This is a genomic window from Hymenobacter sp. HDW8, assembly GCF_011305775.1.
GTDB classification, from domain to species: Bacteria; Bacteroidota; Bacteroidia; order Cytophagales; family Hymenobacteraceae; genus Hymenobacter; species Hymenobacter radiodurans.
Genome location: NZ_CP049907.1, coordinates 1,870,624 through 1,888,684, shown reverse-complemented (window position 1 = coordinate 1,888,684; position 18,061 = coordinate 1,870,624). Strand labels below are relative to the sequence as shown.

At 52.3% G+C, this 18,061-nt stretch carries 15 protein-coding genes and 1 pseudogene; 6 read left to right on the top strand and 10 right to left on the bottom strand.

Going from position 1 to position 18,061, the window contains the following annotated elements; all coding sequences use genetic code 11:
• Positions 1–3 precede the first annotated feature (3 nt).
• Positions 4–591: an inorganic diphosphatase gene (locus G7064_RS07750; protein ID WP_166073142.1), complete on the bottom strand. Its 588-nt coding sequence runs from the start codon at positions 589–591 to the stop codon at positions 4–6.
• A gap of 12 nt (positions 592–603) precedes the next feature.
• Complete coding sequence (locus G7064_RS07745; RefSeq protein WP_166073141.1) at positions 604–3,570, bottom strand: M1 family metallopeptidase; 2,967 nt, start codon at positions 3,568–3,570, stop codon at positions 604–606.
• A gap of 148 nt (positions 3,571–3,718) precedes the next feature.
• On the opposite strand from G7064_RS07745, the gene G7064_RS07740 reads away from it, so the two are divergent.
• Positions 3,719–4,138 (top strand): hypothetical protein, encoded by a 420-nt coding sequence (locus tag G7064_RS07740; protein ID WP_133271850.1) that lies wholly within the window; start codon positions 3,719–3,721, stop codon positions 4,136–4,138.
• An 85-nt stretch (positions 4,139–4,223) separates the two neighbouring features.
• Here G7064_RS07740 and rplS read toward each other — a convergent pair whose 3' ends face one another.
• The 8 genes from rplS to G7064_RS07700 form a co-directional block, all read right to left on the bottom strand.
• Positions 4,224–4,580: a 50S ribosomal protein L19 gene (rplS, locus tag G7064_RS07735; protein ID WP_133271851.1), complete on the bottom strand. Its 357-nt coding sequence runs from the start codon at positions 4,578–4,580 to the stop codon at positions 4,224–4,226.
• Between the two features lie 153 nt (positions 4,581–4,733).
• Positions 4,734–5,411 carry a tRNA (guanosine(37)-N1)-methyltransferase TrmD gene (gene trmD, locus G7064_RS07730; protein ID WP_166073140.1) on the bottom strand — a complete coding sequence of 226 codons (678 nt, stop codon included), beginning with the start codon at positions 5,409–5,411 and terminating at the stop codon, positions 4,734–4,736.
• A gap of 74 nt (positions 5,412–5,485) precedes the next feature.
• Entirely contained in the window at positions 5,486–6,067 is a 582-nt protein-coding gene (gene rimM / locus G7064_RS07725; protein WP_133271853.1) for a ribosome maturation factor RimM, read from the bottom strand.
• A gap of 148 nt (positions 6,068–6,215) precedes the next feature.
• Positions 6,216–6,758 (bottom strand): 30S ribosomal protein S16, encoded by a 543-nt coding sequence (locus G7064_RS07720; RefSeq protein WP_133271854.1) that lies wholly within the window; start codon positions 6,756–6,758, stop codon positions 6,216–6,218.
• Between the two features lie 187 nt (positions 6,759–6,945).
• Positions 6,946–7,701, bottom strand: coding sequence for an acyl-CoA desaturase (locus G7064_RS07715; RefSeq protein ID WP_133271855.1), 756 nt, complete (start codon positions 7,699–7,701; stop codon positions 6,946–6,948).
• A gap of 330 nt (positions 7,702–8,031) precedes the next feature.
• Positions 8,032–8,739, bottom strand: coding sequence for an RluA family pseudouridine synthase (locus G7064_RS07710; RefSeq protein WP_133271856.1), 708 nt, complete (start codon positions 8,737–8,739; stop codon positions 8,032–8,034).
• Between the two features lie 97 nt (positions 8,740–8,836).
• Complete coding sequence (panB, locus tag G7064_RS07705; protein WP_133271857.1) at positions 8,837–9,652, bottom strand: 3-methyl-2-oxobutanoate hydroxymethyltransferase; 816 nt, start codon at positions 9,650–9,652, stop codon at positions 8,837–8,839.
• 80 nt (positions 9,653–9,732) lie between these two features.
• A complete protein-coding gene (locus tag G7064_RS07700) occupies positions 9,733–12,591 on the bottom strand; it encodes a putative LPS assembly protein LptD (protein ID WP_166073139.1) in 2,859 nt (952 codons plus the stop codon).
• Positions 12,592–12,723: 132 nt separating this feature from the next.
• Here G7064_RS07700 and G7064_RS07695 point away from each other — a divergent pair, with 132 nt between their 5' ends.
• The 5 genes and pseudogenes from G7064_RS07695 to G7064_RS07675 all read left to right on the top strand — a co-directional run bounded on the left by G7064_RS07695 (position 12,724) and on the right by G7064_RS07675 (position 18,013).
• Complete coding sequence (locus tag G7064_RS07695; RefSeq protein ID WP_166073138.1) at positions 12,724–13,530, top strand: N-acetylmuramoyl-L-alanine amidase; 807 nt, start codon at positions 12,724–12,726, stop codon at positions 13,528–13,530.
• A 65-nt stretch (positions 13,531–13,595) separates the two neighbouring features.
• The gene (locus G7064_RS07690) at positions 13,596–14,639 is read left to right on the top strand and encodes an MlaD family protein (RefSeq protein ID WP_133271860.1); all 1,044 of its coding nucleotides are present in this window, start codon (positions 13,596–13,598) and stop codon (positions 14,637–14,639) included.
• Positions 14,640–14,740: 101 nt separating this feature from the next.
• Positions 14,741–16,368: pseudogene (locus G7064_RS07685) on the top strand (acyl-CoA carboxylase subunit beta).
• A gap of 13 nt (positions 16,369–16,381) precedes the next feature.
• Positions 16,382–16,771, top strand: a complete 390-nt coding sequence (locus G7064_RS07680; RefSeq protein WP_166073137.1) for a hypothetical protein — start codon at positions 16,382–16,384, stop codon at positions 16,769–16,771.
• Positions 16,772–17,140: 369 nt separating this feature from the next.
• Complete coding sequence (locus G7064_RS07675; RefSeq protein ID WP_166073136.1) at positions 17,141–18,013, top strand: transglutaminase-like domain-containing protein; 873 nt, start codon at positions 17,141–17,143, stop codon at positions 18,011–18,013.
• Positions 18,014–18,061 lie beyond the last annotated feature (48 nt).

Genomic DNA, 18,061 nt, shown 5'->3' with positions numbered 1-18,061 from the left:
TACCTAACGCATCACCTTTCGCACATGCTCGGCGGCGGCTTGTTCATCTTTCCAGCCCATAATTCGTACTGCGCCCGGTGAGTCACGATGCTGAAACCACAGCCGTAGCATCTGTTGGGCCGCCGGATAGCGCTGGGTAAACTCAGCCCATGTGCTGGTTTTGGGTAAGATTTGCTGACTCGGCCGCGCTGGTACAGCTAGTACTACCCGTTCTATGGCTCCAGCATTATCCAGTAGCACCAAGCCAATGGGCAACACTTCAAGCACCGTACCGATCGGCTGACTTTCGGCTAAAACTAATACCGGCAGTGGGGCGCCAGTTGCGGTGCTAGTACCCGGCACAAAGCCATAGTTGCCAGGATAAGGAAGAAATTCCAGCACTCGATCTTTGCCCGCGCGTTGCTGGGGGGCAAATTCGTGGGTAGCTGGATCGTAGCGGCGCTCAAGGTTGGTGCCCGCCGGAACCTCAATTACAGTTTGCAGCAGCTTACGCTCAGCCGAGAAGGTCGGTAGCTCGGCGTAGTCGGTTTGGCAACCAACTACGCCGAGACCAATCAGAAGGCTGCCTAAAACTCGTTTGGCTCCCTGCATCAATATCTGAGCTTACTTAGCCAATTGTTCGTCGAGCTGCCGGAAGGGGTTGAGCTGATCTAACCGCAGTACGAAGCGAATCCGGTCGGTAAAATCCTTGCGGCTGCTGGGCAAACCGTTCTCGTATTGAGAGCCGGCTACGGGCAAGTAGAACTGGAAGATGTTTTTAATAACCGGAACCACCAAGCCGGCATCGTAGAAGAAATTTTGCCCCCCACGGCTGCTATAAAGCGTGTTGTCTTCTTTAGTAGCACCAAAGTCAGCAAATACGCCCAAGCCTGTCACCGGTAGGTCGGCTTGCAGATTGAGAGTGCTGAGCCACCGCTGGCTGCCAACTGGGATAAAACCTTTGAAGGCACCGTCGCGGTCGTCAGTTTGATGCGTTTGAGCAGTGAAGGCATCCGAAATCTGCTGGCGGTCTAAGAAGGCCGTTTGGCGACGATAGTCGGGGCTGCCACTCAGACCAATGAAGAAGGGTGCCTCATTAGCCTTTTGCAAAAAACGCCCGCCAAACAAACGGGCCTGCACGCGTTTCTTCGGCGAATAATATAGGCTGTACGAAGCCGAAGCACGCAGCAACGTGGCTTGAACTGATGAATTTTCTACAGACAAATCAGGAGTAAGTCGGTTCAGCTCCACGCTGGCTGACCAAGTTTGCAGCGCGTCGCCAGCTTGCACTTGGTAGAGCAAGGTCTGGATGCTGCTGGTTACATCAAAATCCTCGTTGCGCACGGAAGTGTTCGCAAGTTGAACCGTGTGCTGGGGGGCATTATAGGCCGACTTAGGCAACGTCAGAGTCAGGCTGGGCTCTACCTTCACATAACGCTCAAAACGCTGTACTGTGACACCGGTAATAAGCTGACGAGCGGTTTCCTTTGGCAAAATGTTCAGGTTAAGCGTGCCAATGCCGTTTAGCTCATTGCGGTTGAAGCTGTACATAGGCATAGCCAAGTAGCTCAAGCGTTTGGGAACTAAGGGGCTGCTATAGAAGGCCGCGCCCAGCATAAACTTATCGGACGTATTGGCTCCCAGCACTGGTGCCCAGTTGATGGCGGCACGATCCCAGCGCTCCACACTTACGAGAGGTCGGAGGCGCAAAGGCTCGAATCGAGGCAAACTGCCACTTAGGTTAAGCTTATCATCTCGACGGTTAAGCTGGGGTGTAACGTACGTAGGGTCAATGACCACAGAGGCGACGCCCTCGCGCCGAAAGTCAAGCTGGGTTTCTTCATCTTCCTCTCCGTTACCAAATACGGGTGTCCATTGCGTCTCAAGCACCTCGCCCTGGGCATTAAGCGTTGATACTGGCACAGCAAACGGAGCAGGCGAGTCATTCCTGACCAATACCTTTACCTGGTCATTCGTCACCTGAATGTCTCCTACAGCGGCATTGTAGCGCGTGGTGTTTTGAAGCATGTTCTCAAAAAACCAGTCTAGTTGCTGACCGGTGCTTTCCTCAAATACCGCCTGCATATCGGCCGGAGCAGGGTGCTTGAACTGCCAGCGCTGATAGTAGGTGCGCATGGCAGCATCAAACTTCTCCTGGCCCAAGTAACCAGCCAGATACTTCAGCAAAGAAGCCGTTTTGGTATAAACGATGATGCCATAGTTGAATTTGCCGTACTCAGCTGCGCTAGGTCCACTTACTGCCTGATCGAGGCCCCTGCTGGCAGATGCCTGATAAGGTACCTGATTCAAAGCCGTTGCATTCAAGCCTTCCACACCTAAAATAGTAGCGGCTTTGCCCGAGTTCAGCACACTTTCGAACATACCCGCATTCGGATTGTCGCGCTCAGCTACCCGATTCTCGATGTAGGAGTTCACGCCCTCATCCAACCATGGGAATGCCCGCTCATTGGAAGCCAGGATACCATAAAACCAATTGTGCCCTACCTCGTGCACAATGGCTGAAGGCATCGTTACCGTTACCATGGGGTATTCCATCCCTGAGCCGGCGCTTAGTGCCCCGTCTACGGCCGTAGCAGCCGTGTATGGATACTCGCCCACCCATTGTGAGTAGTAGGTAACGGCGTCGTTCACGTCCTGTAGGCCTTTTATCCACTTCTCTACGTCCTTGTTCACGAACATCACCCAAGTGTCTACTTGCTTACCTGAAGGCAGTGTAACGGCGCTCTTAAGTACGTTAAAGCGTTTGTCGGCAAACCATGCGAAGTCGTGTACCCGATCCTGCACGTAGCGCAGGGTTTTTGTCTCTGAAGCAGAACTTGGGAAGGTGAGGTCTTTGCCATAGTCTTCCGGTTTTTTGGACGCTGCGGTGGTAGCTAATTGCGTTAAGCGTGCCTGTTCTTCGGCGTTTTGCAGTACGCCGGTAGCGCCTACCGTGTAGTTGGAAGGTAGCGTAATACGCACATCAAACGAGCCAAATTCGGAGTAGAACTCGCCTTGGTCCAAATAAGGCATCGGATGCCAGCCTTGGCTGTCATAAACGGCTGGCTTTGGATACCACTGCGTAATCTGATACGACTGGTCTACGTGCCCGAAGCGCGAAAACGACGCCGGAATCTTTACCCGAAAAGGCGTCGTAATCGTAATTTTGCCCCCCGGAGCCAAAGGTTGGGGCAACGCTAGTTTCGCCATGTCGGCATGTTCCGGGTCGAAGGTAAGGGAAGCAGGCTGGCCATTTACCTTGAAATCAAGCTGGTCGATGAAGCCGCGCTGGTCTTGGGGGGCAAATTGGAACTTGCGGCTACCATTACGCAATTGCTGTTTCGCAAAAGCCGTGGTGTTGTCACGGTAAGCGTTGGGCCAGAGATGAAACCAGATGAAGGTAAGTTGGTCGGGCGAGTTGTTAGTGTATTGAATTTCCTCTTGGGCCGTGAGCGTGTGCTGGCGGTCATCCAGGGTGACATCAATAGAATAATTAACTTCTTGCTGCCAATAACTGCCAGGTGAAGTGCTCTGCGCCGATAGCGCCAGAGGAAGAAAAGCAAGCCAGCAACTGGCTAATAACTTTTTCATGTGGGGAGGAAAATATAACGAGCGAATAAATGTGGGACGAAAGTACGCGGTCGGCCTCATAATGTCGTGTCACAACCTTTGTAGCGGTCGGCCCGTTTTCTCAAACTCAGTTCCACCGTCCGCCCCTGCGGACTAACACCCCCAACCTATGTCTTTCAATAAAATCCCCAAAGACGATACCCAGCACCAGAACCACTTGGATGGCGCTATCAATAACCTGAACAACGACTTGCAGGAAGAAGCTTCCAAAGCCGGCTTCGACAATGTGCTTCAACGCTGGATTGAAGACATAAAAGACGTAAACAACCCAGAACTACATCAAATTGTAGTTGATTTGCAGGCGTTAAAGGCCCATTTTAACGGTGGCACAATTGATCATAAGCTTGTTGGTCAGCTAATGGGACGCCTGGGTGATAATACTCTGAAAGCAGCCATATTTGCTGAAAACCCAAACACTGCCCAGCGGGTAACCAACTTGGGTGAAGCGTTGCTGAAGGCAGCTAAGCAAGTGCAAAACCCCAACGTCAATTCAACTCCCGAACAGGATTTGAAAAATTCGAACGGCTAATAGCTGCTTAATCGAATTTGTATAAACGCCAAAAAGCCGGCTCCTTGATAGGAGCCGGCTTTTTGTATGCTTAGGCAGGCGTGGCTTAGCCGCGCTTCTCTTTGATCTTGGCTGCTTTGCCCGACAGGCCACGCAGATAAAACAGACGAGCACGACGCACTTTACCGCGACGAACTAGCTCAATCTTGTCGATGTTGGGCGACAGAAGCGGGAAAATACGCTCCGTGCCAATTTGGTTCGAAATCTTACGAACGGTGAAAGTTTCGCCGTTGGAGTTTGGATTCTTGCGCTGGATAACAACGCCCTGGAACTGCTGAACACGCTCTTTGTTGCCCTCGCGAATCTTCACGTGAACATTAACGGTGTCGCCGGCGGCGAAAGCGGGGAAGCTGGCGCGGCGCTCCTGGGATTCCTGCTGGATAAAATCGAGTAGTACGCTCATGGCTGGGAAAAACTAAAAATAGGACGGCGCCGCCGTCCGAGTGGTTTCGGGTAAAAGAGGCGCAAATATAGCGCTCTGTTTTGAGGAAGGCAAACTTATTACGCAGTTAAATGCTGAAAGGGCCAAATGACTGCATGCATGATGGTTGGCCGCTTACTCGTCCAGTAAATCTGGGCGTCTTTGGCGCGTTCTTTCTAGGGCTTGCTCGTGTCGCCAGATCTCAACTTGCGGAGTATTGCCAGAAAGCAGAATGTCAGGGACAGTCTGGCCACGCCACTCAGCTGGCCGTGTGTATACCGGCGGAGCCAACAGATTATCCTGAAAGGAATCGCTTAAGGCGGACTCTTCATTGCCAAGTACGCCAGGCAAAAGCCGCACGATTGCATCGGTGAGAATGGCGGCCCCAAGCTCGCCACCACTGAGTACGTAGTCGCCTACGCTGATTTCATGCGTGATATACGCGTTACGAATGCGCTCGTCAATGCCTTTATAGTGCCCGCAAAGAATGATCAAGTTCTCAGTCAGTGACAGGCGGTTTACGAGCGGTTGCCGAAGCGTCTCACCGTCTGGGGTCATATAAATGACAGCATCGTAGCGACGCTCAGCCAAGAGCCCGTCTAGGCAAGCCGCAATAGGCTCTACGCGCAACACCATGCCGGCACCACCGCCAAATACATAATCATCGATTTGTCCGTGCTTATTAATAGCAAAGCGGCGCAAATCGTGAACATGAATTTTAGCCAAGCCTTTATCCTGGGCCCGCTTCACAATAGAATGACTAAAGGGACTAACCAATAAATCGGGCTGACAGGTTATAATATCGAGGCGCATGGTAGCACCGCCACTGGCAGTGAAGCTAGAGTCTTAAAATAAATCGGTGATTAAGCCCTGGGGGGCTTTTTTAACTATGGTTCGATGAATTCATCGGGCTCGTCACGCTCCCGGGAAGAGGGCTTAAGGTAAACATCTAACAAGCCCTCGGGCAGGCTAACGTGTAGCTTACGTTCAGCCTCATCAGCGTGTAAAACCAATTCATCTACCACCGGAATCAGCACTTCCTGACCCTGATAGCGCATGCCCATCAGGTCTTGCTGGGGCATCTCGTAGAACGTCTCCACAATGCCTAGCTCACCCAATGTTTCATCGACAACAGTGTAGCCGATAACATCGTGGAAGTAGAACTGGTCATCCTCAAGCTCCGGCAATTCATCGAGTGCCTTGTAGAGCTTGGCATTTCGCAAAGGCTCGGCCGCTTCTATTGTGTCGATGCCTTTAAGCTTTAGCAAAATGCGGTCAGACGCTTGCGGTTGTACACGCTCCACAGTGTAAGCGGTTAATTTGCCTGGCGTGGGGGGCAATTCCAGCCACACCGACTTCATTTTACGGTAGGCCTCCACATCATCTACATCCAGGAAAGCAACAACGAAGCCTTTGAGGCCGTGTGTCTTCCCAATGCCGCCGAGTTGATAGCATTCGTCAATAGTCATAGGACAAGAATTCTAATGAGTGACAGGAAAGAAGGTAACAACGTCAGCTTTGGCAGTAAAAAGTTAAGAGTTTAGAAGAGGCTGCCGCGACGCAGGCCGCAAGACAACAACTTCTAAACTCTCAAACGTTTAAACTCCTAAACTAAGCTTAGGCGCCAGCTTCCTCAGTGGTTTCAGCCGGAGCAGCGGCTTCGGTCGTTTCGCCTTCGGTTTCAGCAACAGGCTCAGCAGCAGGAGTCTGCTTTTTGCGAATTGCTTCAGCACGGGCTTCCTTAACCTTGGTTTCGGCGGCAAGCTGCTGCTTGCGCGTCTCTTCCTTAGCAGTGCCCAGGCTGGTACGCTTGCCTTCGATCTTCGCATCTTTCTGCTCTTTCCAAGCAGTGAAACGCTCGTCAGCTACGTCCTGAGCGATGGCACCTTTGATAACACCCAATTGCAGGTGCTTGCGGTACAATACGCCACGGTAAGAGAGCATAGCACGAACCGTATCGGTAGGCTGGGCACCCTTCATGATCCAGTCGAAAGCTTTGTCGCCGTCGAAGTTGATCGTAGCAGGGTTAGTATTAGGGTTGTAGGTACCGATTTTCTCGATGAAACGGCCATCGCGGGGAGCGCGGGCGTCGGCTACTACGATGTCAAATTGCGCGGCTTTTTTACGGCCACGGCGGGCGAGGCGGATTTTAACTGCCATAAACCTAGTTGGTTAAGCGACGGAACCCGTCCGTCTGGTTGAAAGTGAGGCGCAAAGGTACACACATCTTCGCAAGATTGAAAACCTTTCAGCAGATTCGGCCTGTGTACCTATTATCACCCCTGTGAGGAGATAAAAGAAAAGGCTGCCTCGTTTCCGAAACAGCCTTTCTAGTAGTTGGGATAACTTAAGCAGCAACCCGCACTGGTACTTGTTGCTTGCGCTTGATCTTAATGACGCCCATCTTATCCATGCCCCAAATGAACACATAAGTAGGATCAAACTCCCACCACTTCACACCGAAATTAACGCGCAATGGGAGCTTATGGTGGTTGTTCTGAAACAGTTCGCCGAAAGCCAAGAAGTCTAAGGCTAGTGTATTCCTCGACTTGTCATGGTTGTCAAAATTCTGATAGCCGTACTTGTGGCCACCCCAGTTCACAATGGCGCCGTGCAACGGACCCATCAAAAAGTGAACTGGCAGCAATAGATACATCCACCAAGCTGTAGCAAAGTTGATGTAGAAGAGCACGTAAGCCGTGCCCCACGCCAAGCGCGAATACCACTGGCTACCAAAGTTTTCTACAGCTTCCCATACTGGATAATCGCCTTCAAAGCGCTCAGGAGCTTCTACGTTATGCTTAAGCAAGTCAGTGTAGATGACCTTCGTCTTCCACATCATCGCAAATGGATTGGATGAGAAGTGGGGAGAGTGTGGATCCATCTCCGTGTCAGAGTATGCGTGGTGCATACGGTGCAGGATGGCGTAAGCCCGCGGCGACAGAAACGAGGAACCCTGACAAGCGTACGTGAAGAGGTAAAAGAACTTCTCCCAGAACTTGTTCATTGTGAACATCTTATGCGCCGCATACCGGTGCAAATAAAATGTCTGTGTGAACAGCGAAAGGTAGTAGTGAGCAACGAAGAAAATAAGTATGGGCATAATGCAGGGTGTTGAATATCAGAGGAAGCAGAACCGGGGCGTTGTTCGCAAAAGACTACGCAGTCGACTTTAGTTCAGATTTTGAGTACAAACCTACAGCCAGAGCTCCGCAGGGTCAATAAATAGGCTAAAAAGGCCAAAATCTTGTTCAGATGCTATTTTTAGGTACACTCAAAAGAAACAACGAGCCAGTAATTGCAACTAAAGTTTAGCGTTGTTGTAAGAGTCTCTCCAGGCAGCTTCGATGATCATGAAACCACGCTTTTAGAGAAATTTACTTCTAAACCTGTGGACGAAATAAAGGTTGGGAAAAGCTGATAGTCCTGGCTTTTAATAATAAGCGCAGGCGGCTTCCCAGTGTGCAATAGAAGGTAAGGGAGCCTCAAAGGTCATCAACTCTTTACTAACGGGGTGGGCCAACTCAAGCCGACGAGCATGCAGGGCGATGCTTACATCGGGTAAGGGTGCCAAAAATCCATATTTCACATCGCCTACAATGGGCGTACCCAAGCCGGTAGCGAGCTGCACCCGAATTTGGTGTGGGCGACCTGTAATAGGGTTTACCTGAACCAGATAGCGTGAGCCAGCTTGCCCTAGTACTTCATAATCCAGTTCAGAACGCTGGCCCTGCGGGTGAGCGGTAGAATACGCTTTGGTGACGTTGCGAATTGGATCTTTGACGAGCCAGTGCACCAAGTGCCCGCTGGTGGGCTCAGGACGCTTGCCTACCAGCGCCCAATACGTTTTGTGCACCGTGTTATCCCGAAACATCTCATTGAGGCGGCTCAGGGCTTTCGAGGTTTTGGCAAGCGCTACTACGCCACTTACGGGTCTGTCTAGTCGGTGCGCTACGCCTACAAAGGCCGCTCCTGGTTTTTTGTATTTGAACCGCAGATACTCAGCAGCCTTTACCGATAACGGTTCGTCGCCGGTTGAGTCGCCCTGTACGAGCAAGCCGGCCGGTTTATTTATGATAAGCAGATGATTGTCTTCGAACAGAATCTCCTTCTGTTCCGACCATAGATTCGGACGAGTCACGCGGAATTAATTGACGGCTAATAATAATAACCTATTGAAAAAAGCCCCCCAATGCACCCGTAGCGAGGCGTGGATGCAAAAGGCGTATTTGCAGAATCTAGTAGGCCTCTTCGGCCGAAGGGAAATCACGTGTTTTTACATCCTGAATGTAGCGCTCCACGGCATCGTGCATTACATCACCAATCTCAGCGTAGCGACGCAGAAAACGAGGTTTGAATTCTTTAGTGATGCCCAGCATATCATGAACCACTAACACCTGCCCGTCAACATCGGGGCCGGCGCCGATACCGATAACCGGAATAGTAAGCTTTTCAGCGACTTGCTTAGCCAAAGCCGAGGGAATTTTCTCCAGCACTAAGGCAAAGCATCCGAGTTCTTGTAGCAGCTGTGCGTCTTCAAGCAATTTTTGGGCCTCAGATTCTTCTTTGGCCCGCACCGTGTAGGTGCCGAATTTGTAAATGCTTTGAGGAGTGAGGCCTAAATGGCCCATGACGGGAATACCAGCCGTCAGAATGCGGGTAATGGATTCCCGGATTTCAGCGCCGCCTTCCAGCTTTACGCCGTGCCCGCCCGATTCTTTCATAATGCGAATAGCCGAGCGCAACGCCTCCGACGAATTACCTTGGTACGAGCCAAAAGGCATGTCAACCACCACAAAGGCCCGCTTTACCGCCCGTACCACGGAGGAGGCGTGGTAAATCATTTGGTCGAGGGTGATGGGTAGAGTCGTCTCGTGGCCGGCCATTACGTTGGAGGCCGAGTCGCCTACGAGTAGCACGTCAATACCGGCACCATCGAGCAGGGTAGCCATCGAAAAGTCGTAGGCTGTGAGCATGGCAATCTTTTCCCCCCGCCGCTTCATCGCTAGCAGTTGATGGGTGGTCACGAGCTTAACTTCTTTGTGCTGAGACATAGGGAGCGGAGAAAGTGAGGTATGAAGGTGGGACCCGGATGGGCGGATTGTTCGACTGAGCCTGAATTTGCCCCCCACCCTTACCGATTCTGGAAAGTGCGGTTGCGGTTAAGCTTGAGATCTTGCAGGAGGCTTGACTTGGCGGCAATGGTTACGTTGTAGCCCTGACGGATACCAAACGGAAACCAGCTGCCACTGATTTGCCAGCAGTGCAAATCACGGTAAAAATCGAGGGAAGTAAATGAAACCTGGTTGCTGCGGAAGTCATAGCCGCTGCTGTAGCCTATACGCAGGTTCTGGGTGAGCTTTACCGAGCCGCTTAGGTTGAGGGAGGCTACCGTTAGCGCGTCGGCGCGGGGCCGGTTGGGCCGGCCCGGAATAGGACCCGGATCTTGATAGGTAGCGCCAAAAGAGGTGCTCAGCTCCCAAGGAATATCAAAGTCTACGTAGTCCTCATAGGGGTCAACGCGCACGGGATTACCCAGAACAGGGTCGTTGGCAGGAGCCACATCGCGCGCTACAGTCGACTTTTTAGTGCCTGCTGCGGGATTGAATTGATAGCTCAGGTTTAGGGTAGCCGTCGTGAGCTGAGCCAGCCGACGCTTTGATTGATCAAAAAGGTATTTATTGATAAACCGGCCGGTGGAGTCGCGCTGATAGAAGACAAAGCCGGCATTTACCACAATGTTCAGCTTTTTGGCTACCTGCGTACGGAACGTAACAGCAAGCGGCAGCAGGTTGAGCGAGTCAGCGGCGAAATCGTAGCCGGTATTGAAATCAAGCCCATCAATCAAGCTGACCTTCTCAAACGGGGTGGTGCCGGTCGTGTCATTTTTGGAGCGAACCTTCATTTCTATCTGGTTCTGCAATCCAATGGTTACCGCACTGGAAGCGCGGCCATTCGCATTCCCAGCCGAGGCGCCGATAAAGCGGCTGAATGCTATTGGATTGCGGGTGATGTCGTTCTGCTGACCAAACTGGTTGTACAAGCGGCCTTGCGCATCACGAAGGGCACCCAAGTTCAGATTAGACTCATAGAAATTATCGTTCCGGGAGAAATCAGGGGCGTAGCTGTAGCTAACAGATGGCGTAATCTTATGGCGGATAGCTTCAATCTTGGCGCCTTTGATAGGCAAAATCCCATAGATGTTGGTCGATAAGCTGGCGCCAGCGGAGTAATTGTACAAGCGACCAAATTGCGAAACGGTGTCGATGCGTACAGCCTGCGCTTCGGGCTCGTAGTTGTAATTCAGCCGTTTGAAATACCAGGATTCGCCGTAATTGATTGTGGGATTAAGACTCAGATACTTTAGGACGGTGTAGTTACCCAGCGTAATGCCAAACTGGTGCTGGATAGTTGGCTGGGCGTTGTTCAGTAAAGGCGCCAGATTTGAGAATTCGAAGGGGATGGTGCGGCCCACACTCGTGCCCCCAATCACGGGGATAACCCCGCCGTTCAGTAAACGGGGCTGCTCCAGGTTGCTTATCTCATTCCGGCCAATGAGGTTATACGATATAGCAATCTGCTCGTAAAATTGATCGTAAAACTTTCCTTTGGGCTCGATGCCAAACCACTGATACGGATACTGCCGCGCTACCTGCACCGACACATCGGGCAGCACAAAATTCATGACGCCCGTCTGGGTGTTCTGGTTTTGGCTGAGTTGAAGCGAATAGTTGATGGGCGAGTTACGGATCTGTTTCTGATAGCTGATCGTGGAGTTGAAGGAGGGGGTGAGGTAGCGCCGCGTGTCGAAGGAGTTCTGCTGGTTGTAATCGGTGCTACCCGCCTGCACGCTGGCCGAAAAACGTCCCCCACCGGGCCGGGGAGTGGGGGTGTGGCTCCAGTTGATCCAGATGGTTTTGGGGCTGCGCGGGCGCCGAAACGGCTGGTTGGTGTTGGCCGTCTCTGAGCGCAAAATAAGGTCGGCTGGGCGCTGGGTGTAATCGATGCTCAGCAGGCCGTTATAATTGTAGCGCTTGATGTACTGCATCTCGCCCCGCAGAGCAAAGCCGCCGAAAGCTTCGGCATTGCCGGCGTACACATCGCCAGTGAGGCGCAGGCCAATGTATTCGTTGGGCGCGAAGTAGTAGCCCCCGTTTCGCAGGAAAAAGCCCCGGTCGGCGGACTGCCCGAACGTGGGGAAAATGAGGCCCGAAGCCCGGCTTTTGCCCGGCGTGGGAAAGTAGCCAAATAGAAAACCCAGCGGAGTCGGAATATCGCTAATCACGAGGTTGAAAGGGCCCGTAACCACTTTCTCACCCGGAATCACCTTCATTTTGGTGGCATTGATGTGAAAGTGAGGATGCTCCAGATTACACGTTGTGTACTGACCATTGCGACCAAAAATCTCGTTTAGGGCATTCTTCTTCACAATGCCAGCATGCACATAGCCCTCACCCTGCTGCGTAACAGCGTCGGCAATTTTGCCCTTCCGGGTTTTGAAGTTGTAATTGATGGTGCCAGCCTGATAAAGCCCCCCAGCGTCTTTAAACACCGGCCGGCCCTGCACCTTGCCCGCGGAATCGGGGGCGCCGTTGGCTTTTAGCAGGTTTTGACCGTAGTCAACGGTAATTACGGCGGCTTTTAACGATAAATCACCATAATCGACGTTAGCATCATCGTAGAGGTAAGCTACTTTTTGCTGTACATCAAAAAGGATGGAATCTTTAGCCGAATACTTAACGGTGGTTTTGATATCGCCCTTCACTTCAGCTCCCACACGTAGCGAATCACCAGCGGCGCTGGTATCTATGGCCGACACGAGACGGCGCTCACGGGCGGCCCGGCTGGTGTCGGCGGGCAGTCCGTTAGTGGTCTGGCGCCCGTCAGAGTTGACGCGCGGTACGACGGCAGGCACGGGCTTTGCGGGCCGCCGCTGTTGGCCCCAAGCGCCGCTGATACTCAGCAACAAGAGCACAACTGCGAGCAGCGGCACTAGCCGCCCCGGAAGGGGAAGTAGGCAAGAATAACTCAAGCGGAACGGCGCGGGCAAGGCCACGTAGTTTTTATCGTTTATTTTGTGGCAATTTGCAAAGGTAGCGGCAAGCTACCCCAACTAACGAACTCTGTGCGGAATATTGTAGCTGTTTGTCTGGCGAGTCTGTTGTTTATTTCTGGCTCGTCGGTAGCCGTGGCCCCAGGGTCAGCGGTTTTGCCCCCCAAGAAGTACCAACTACGCACTGTGGTACTCGATGCCGGCCATGGCGGTAAGGATAGAGGCTGCGCCGGCGTATCGGCCCGGGAAGCGGCGGTTTCATTGAAAATAATTCTGGAACTCGGGCGGCTCATCGAAGAGAATGAGCCGGATGTGAAGGTAGTATATACCCGCAAGACCGACGTATTTGTGGAACTAGCTGATCGGGCTGGTATTGCCAATAAAAATAACGCGGACCTATTTATCAGTGTACACTGTAACGCTGGCCCATCTGAGGCTTATGGTACGGAGGTTTGGACCATGGGTACGGCCAAAACCGACGCTAATCTGGCGGTGGCCAAACGGGAAAACGCAGTTATTTTACAGGAAGATAACTATAAAGCGCGCTATGGAGGCTTTGATCCTAACTCGCCCCAGAGCCACATTCTGTTCTCGCTATTTCAGAGTGCCCACGTAGATAATAGCCTGCGATTTGCTCAAAAGGTTGACTATCAGTTCAAAATAAAGATTGGACGTAAGTCGCGCGGGGTGAAACAAGCCGGGTTTTTGGTGCTCTGGAAGTCAACAATGCCGTCGTCTCTGATCGAAGTCGGGTTTTTAACCAACCGCAATGAGGAACGCTACCTGAACGATAAATCGGGTCAGTCGTATATGGCCTCAGGTATATACCGGGCCTTCCGGGATTATAAGAATGAGTTAGAAGCTATGAACGGGGATTAAAAGCCCCCCGTAGCAGTTAACCTATTGTCTACCTGCTCATCACCTCCCTCAACAGCTGACCCAACGTGTCAAAAGAAATCAAAGTAGCCCTGCTCGCTATCGTGGCAATTGTAGCCCTTTACTTTGGGTTTACCTTCCTAAAAGGAAGCAATTTATTCTCCTCCAGCCGCACGTTTCACGCCAAGTATGATAACGTGGATGGGCTGGCCCTAGGTAACCCCGTTATTCTGAACGGGGTGAAAGTGGGGCAGGTACGCGAAATGCATCTGATGCCGGAAGAAGGCAACCGCGTGCGCGTACAGTTTGAACTCAATAAGGATATCGTGGTCGGCGACTCTACCGTGGCCAGCTTGTCGGGTACGCTGCTTGGCAGCAAGACCATCACGCTGTTTATGGGGAAGAACTCGAAGGTGTATGACGGCGGCGAAGAGCTGAAATCGTACACCGTAGCTAGTATTACCGATGCCTTCCAAGCCAAGGCGCTCCCCGTGCTGGGAACCGTCGACTCGACGCTGATTAAGGTAAACAGCTTCCTGACCAAGGAAGCGCGCATCAGCTTGCAAGCCACGTTGCTCAATGCGCAAGGCTCGACGGAGGCGTTGAAAAACTTGTTGATTATGAATCAGCGCAACATCAATCAGATTACGACCAATATGGCCGAGCTGACCCGTGCGCTCAACGTGACCGAGCGCAAGTTCGACCGCTTAGCTACCAACCTGGCGCAAATCACGGACACGCTCAAAAATGCCCCCCTGAGCCAGACGGTGCGCAAAATGAACGCTACCGTAACCGAGGCTCAAGCTACCATGGCTTCGCTCAATCAGTCATTAACGAGCACCAAAGGCTCGCTTGGCAAGTTGATCAATGACGACTCGCTGTACAGCAACTTGAACGCCTCCGCTGCTAGTACTGACGCGCTGCTCGTTGACTTTAAGGCTAATCCTAAGCGCTACGTGAACTTCTCGCTGATTTCGTTTGGCGGCAAGGATAAGGCGAAAAAGGAAGTGACCAAGAAGCCCAACGGCGTGATAGAAACGGAACAGAAGATCAAGACTGATAATACGCAGACGCTTGTCCCCAAGGACTCGGTTGCGGTGCCGGTCAAATAAGGCATCTGCCAATTTTAAGTACCTTTGAAATCCGCCTTCGGGCGGATTTTTTTGTGTCGAAATCACCCAATTTGCCCCCCACAATCCCTTTTCCCACCCGCATGAATCTGGAGTTCAACAAAAACGAAGACCAAGTCAAACAACTCATTTTCCAACTCAGCCAGCGCCAAAAGAAAGCGGCCTTGGGCGGCGGCGAAAAGCGCATCGAGGCTCACAAAGCCAAGGGCAAACTCACTGCCCGCGAGCGCATAGACTACTTATTAGATAAAGGCGCGGAAACGGTAGAAATAGGGGCATTCGCGGGCGAAGGCATGTACAAAGAGCATGGTGGCTGCCCGTCCGGTGGCGTGGTTGTCGTGATTGGCTACGTGCAGGGGCGACAGTGCGTAGTAGTGGCCAACGACGCCACTGTGAAAGCCGGCGCGTGGTTTCCGATTACCGCCAAAAAGAACCTGCGGGCCCAGGAAATCAGCATCGAAAACAAGCTGCCCATCATTTATCTCGTGGACTCAGCGGGCGTGTATTTGCCCATGCAGGACGAGATATTCCCAGATAAAGAGCACTTCGGCCGCATCTTCCGCAACAACGCCGTGATGAGCAGCATGGGTATCGTGCAGCTGGCCGCCATTATGGGGCCGTGCGTGGCCGGGGGGCTTATTTGCCCATCATGAGCGATGAGGCCATGATTGTGGATGGCACAGGCTCGGTGTTTTTGGCGGGTTCTTACCTGGTGAAGTCGGCCATCGGCGAAAGCATTGATAACGAGACGCTGGGCGGCGCTACCACGCACTCCGAGATTTCGGGCGTGACCGATTATAAGTTTAAGAACGACGAGGAGTGCCTTGATCATATCCGCAACATCTTCGATAAGATGGGTGGCCAGCCTTCCGCTGGCTTCCACCGGGCTGCGCCCGTTGCGCCGGCTGAAAAGCCTGAGGAAATCTACGGTCTGCTGCCCGCCGACCGCGCCAAGCCCTACGATATGATGGATATTATCCGTCGCTTGGTGGATAACTCGGAGTTTGAGCCCTATAAAGACCTCTATGGCCAAACGCTGATTTGCGGCCTAGCGCGCATTGATGGTTGGGCAGTCGGTATTGTGGCTAACCAGCGCAAAATCGTGAAGTCGAAGAAATCGGGCATGCAGATGGGCGGCGTCATCTACTCCGACTCGGCCGACAAAGCCGCGCGCTTTATCATGAACTGTAACCAGAAGCGCATTCCGCTGGTGTTTCTGCATGATGTGTCGGGCTTTATGGTGGGCTCGCAAAGCGAGCACGGCGGCATCATCAAAGACGGAGCGAAAATGGTGAGTGCCATGAGCAACTCGGTGGTGCCCAAGTTCACAGTCATTGTGGGCAATAGCTACGGGGCCGGTAACTACGCTATGTGCGGCAAAGCCTATGATCCGCGCCTCATCGTGGCTTGGCCCACGGCCCAACTTGCGGTAATGAGTGGCGCCGCCGCCGCCAACACACTCCTGCAAATCCAAGTAGCCAGCTTGAAAGCCAAAGGCGAAGTAATCACGCCCGAAGCCGAAAAGGAATTGCTCGACCGCATTAAGAATCGCTATGAAGAGCAGCTGTCGCCTTATTATGCCGCCGCCCGCTTGTGGGTAGATGCGGTAATTGACCCGTTGGAAACGCGTAAGGTTATCTCAATGGGTATTGATGCAGCTAATCATGCGCCGATTGAGAAGCCGTTTAATGTGGGCGTTATTCAGGTATGAGAAGTATTAAACTATGATGGAAAAAACAGTATTCCATAACTCTATAGTCTACTGGGTTCTGGCGGTGTCGTTGATTGGTGGGTTGCTCCTATCTGGTTATGCGCTGGTCACAGGATTCAATATTTTGGTTAGCCTGCGGGTGATATGGATGGCGGCACTGCTATTTCTAGTATTGACTAAGCACAAATATGCTTTGGCGAACCTGAAGTGGTGGTTGATTATTTCTTTTATAGCTGGTCCCGCCTTAAGCTTGGCCGGTCGTTTTCTGAATGAGATGCTAGATAATTTCTCGTCTTTTAGTGTAGAATTTTATCTGTATAACGCATCACTGTTAGTAGTCGGACTTATTCTGTTCAATTACATCAGAAGCACTGTTACGGTTGAACGGGTAGAGGCGCGTTGACAATTACTGACAAAGGCATGCTCCCCGCTGGCGCGAGCTTGTAGCTCGTGACTTAGCTTGAGGTGGAGGTTGTACCTCCACTGCCGCAGAGCGGCAAACCGTGACTGCGCCGCCTAGATAATCTGGGCGGCGTTGTTGTTCTAACGGGGGAGGCGCAGCCTGCCGGCATGGCTGGTCACGAGTTACGCTGCGTTAAACTCGCGCCAATGGTGTGCTGAAAACCAGTTCGTGAAAGCACTTTATTTGAACATTCCTCCCCGTTCTGCGTGTTGATTCTGGGCAACCGGCTGCGGCGAAACCGTGTCGGTTGCTTTTATTTGCTACTTCGTGCTATTCGGGGCTGCTGCACACGTCCCGATCCTCCGCTCCATGACCAATAAAGAAATCAAAGCGCTTATCTCGCTGCTCGATGACCCGGAAATTGCCCCCCAGATTGAGGAGCGAATTCAAGCGTTGGGCGAAACCATTATTCCGTTCTTGGAAGAGTCGTGGGAGGAGAGCCTCGATCCGCGCCAGCAGCAGCGCCTAGAGGATCTGATTCACGATTTGCAATTTGATGGTCTGAAACAGCGCCTGCGCGTGTGGCGCGATTCGGGCGGCGAAAACCTGCTCGAAGGCATGTGGCTGCTGAACTCCTATCAGTATCCGGATGCCGATTTGCAGGCGCTGAACCGAGCTATTGAGCAGTTACGCTTCGAAGCCTGGACGCTTATGCGACCTGAGATGCATCCTACGGATCAGGTGCAGGTGCTGAACCATGTATTGTTTCGGGTGCATAAGCTCGGAGCCAACACACAGAATTTCCATTCGCCGGCTAACTCCATGCTACACTTAGTGTTAGAAACTAAGCGTGGTAATCCGCTGACACTCTGCGTGATTTACTTGCTGGTGGCGCAGCGGCTCAATTTGCCTATTTATGGCGTGAATCTGCCCAATCTGTTTGTGCTTACTTATCAGTCGCAGAGCCAGATTACGGAGCCTTTCTATATCAACTGCTACAACCGCGGTCTCATTCTGTCGCGCACCGACATTGAGCATTATGTAGCGCAGCTCAACCTGTCGCCCAACGATATTTTCTATGCGCCCTGCTCGCACCTCGACATCGTGCGGCGGGCTTTGCGCAATCTGGTGATGAGCTTCGAGAAGCTGCAGGAACCTGCTAAAGCCACCGAAGTAGGGAAGCTCTTAGCCATCCTGACCGACGAAATCATGCCTCCCACGGATATTGACCCTACAGAATAAGCCTTAAGTATAAGTCATGAAAAAAGCCCCCAGTAATGTACTGGGGGG

What these genes read in the sequence shown, in the direction of transcription:
- G7064_RS07750 (WP_166073142.1), bottom strand. Translation starts at nt 591, where the DNA reads ATGCAGGGAGCCAAACGAGTTTTAGGCAGCCTTCTGATTGGTCTCGGC.
- G7064_RS07745 (WP_166073141.1), bottom strand. Translation starts at nt 3,570, where the DNA reads ATGAAAAAGTTATTAGCCAGTTGCTGGCTTGCTTTTCTTCCTCTGGCG.
- G7064_RS07740 (WP_133271850.1), top strand. Translation starts at nt 3,719, where the DNA reads ATGTCTTTCAATAAAATCCCCAAAGACGATACCCAGCACCAGAACCAC.
- rplS (WP_133271851.1), bottom strand. Translation starts at nt 4,580, where the DNA reads ATGAGCGTACTACTCGATTTTATCCAGCAGGAATCCCAGGAGCGCCGC.
- trmD (WP_166073140.1), bottom strand. Translation starts at nt 5,411, where the DNA reads ATGCGCCTCGATATTATAACCTGTCAGCCCGATTTATTGGTTAGTCCC.
- rimM (WP_133271853.1), bottom strand. Translation starts at nt 6,067, where the DNA reads ATGACTATTGACGAATGCTATCAACTCGGCGGCATTGGGAAGACACAC.
- G7064_RS07720 (WP_133271854.1), bottom strand. Translation starts at nt 6,758, where the DNA reads ATGGCAGTTAAAATCCGCCTCGCCCGCCGTGGCCGTAAAAAAGCCGCG.
- G7064_RS07715 (WP_133271855.1), bottom strand. Translation starts at nt 7,701, where the DNA reads ATGCCCATACTTATTTTCTTCGTTGCTCACTACTACCTTTCGCTGTTC.
- panB (WP_133271857.1), bottom strand. Translation starts at nt 9,652, where the DNA reads ATGTCTCAGCACAAAGAAGTTAAGCTCGTGACCACCCATCAACTGCTA.
- G7064_RS07680 (WP_166073137.1), top strand. Translation starts at nt 16,382, where the DNA reads ATGATGGAAAAAACAGTATTCCATAACTCTATAGTCTACTGGGTTCTG.
- G7064_RS07675 (WP_166073136.1), top strand. Translation starts at nt 17,141, where the DNA reads ATGACCAATAAAGAAATCAAAGCGCTTATCTCGCTGCTCGATGACCCG.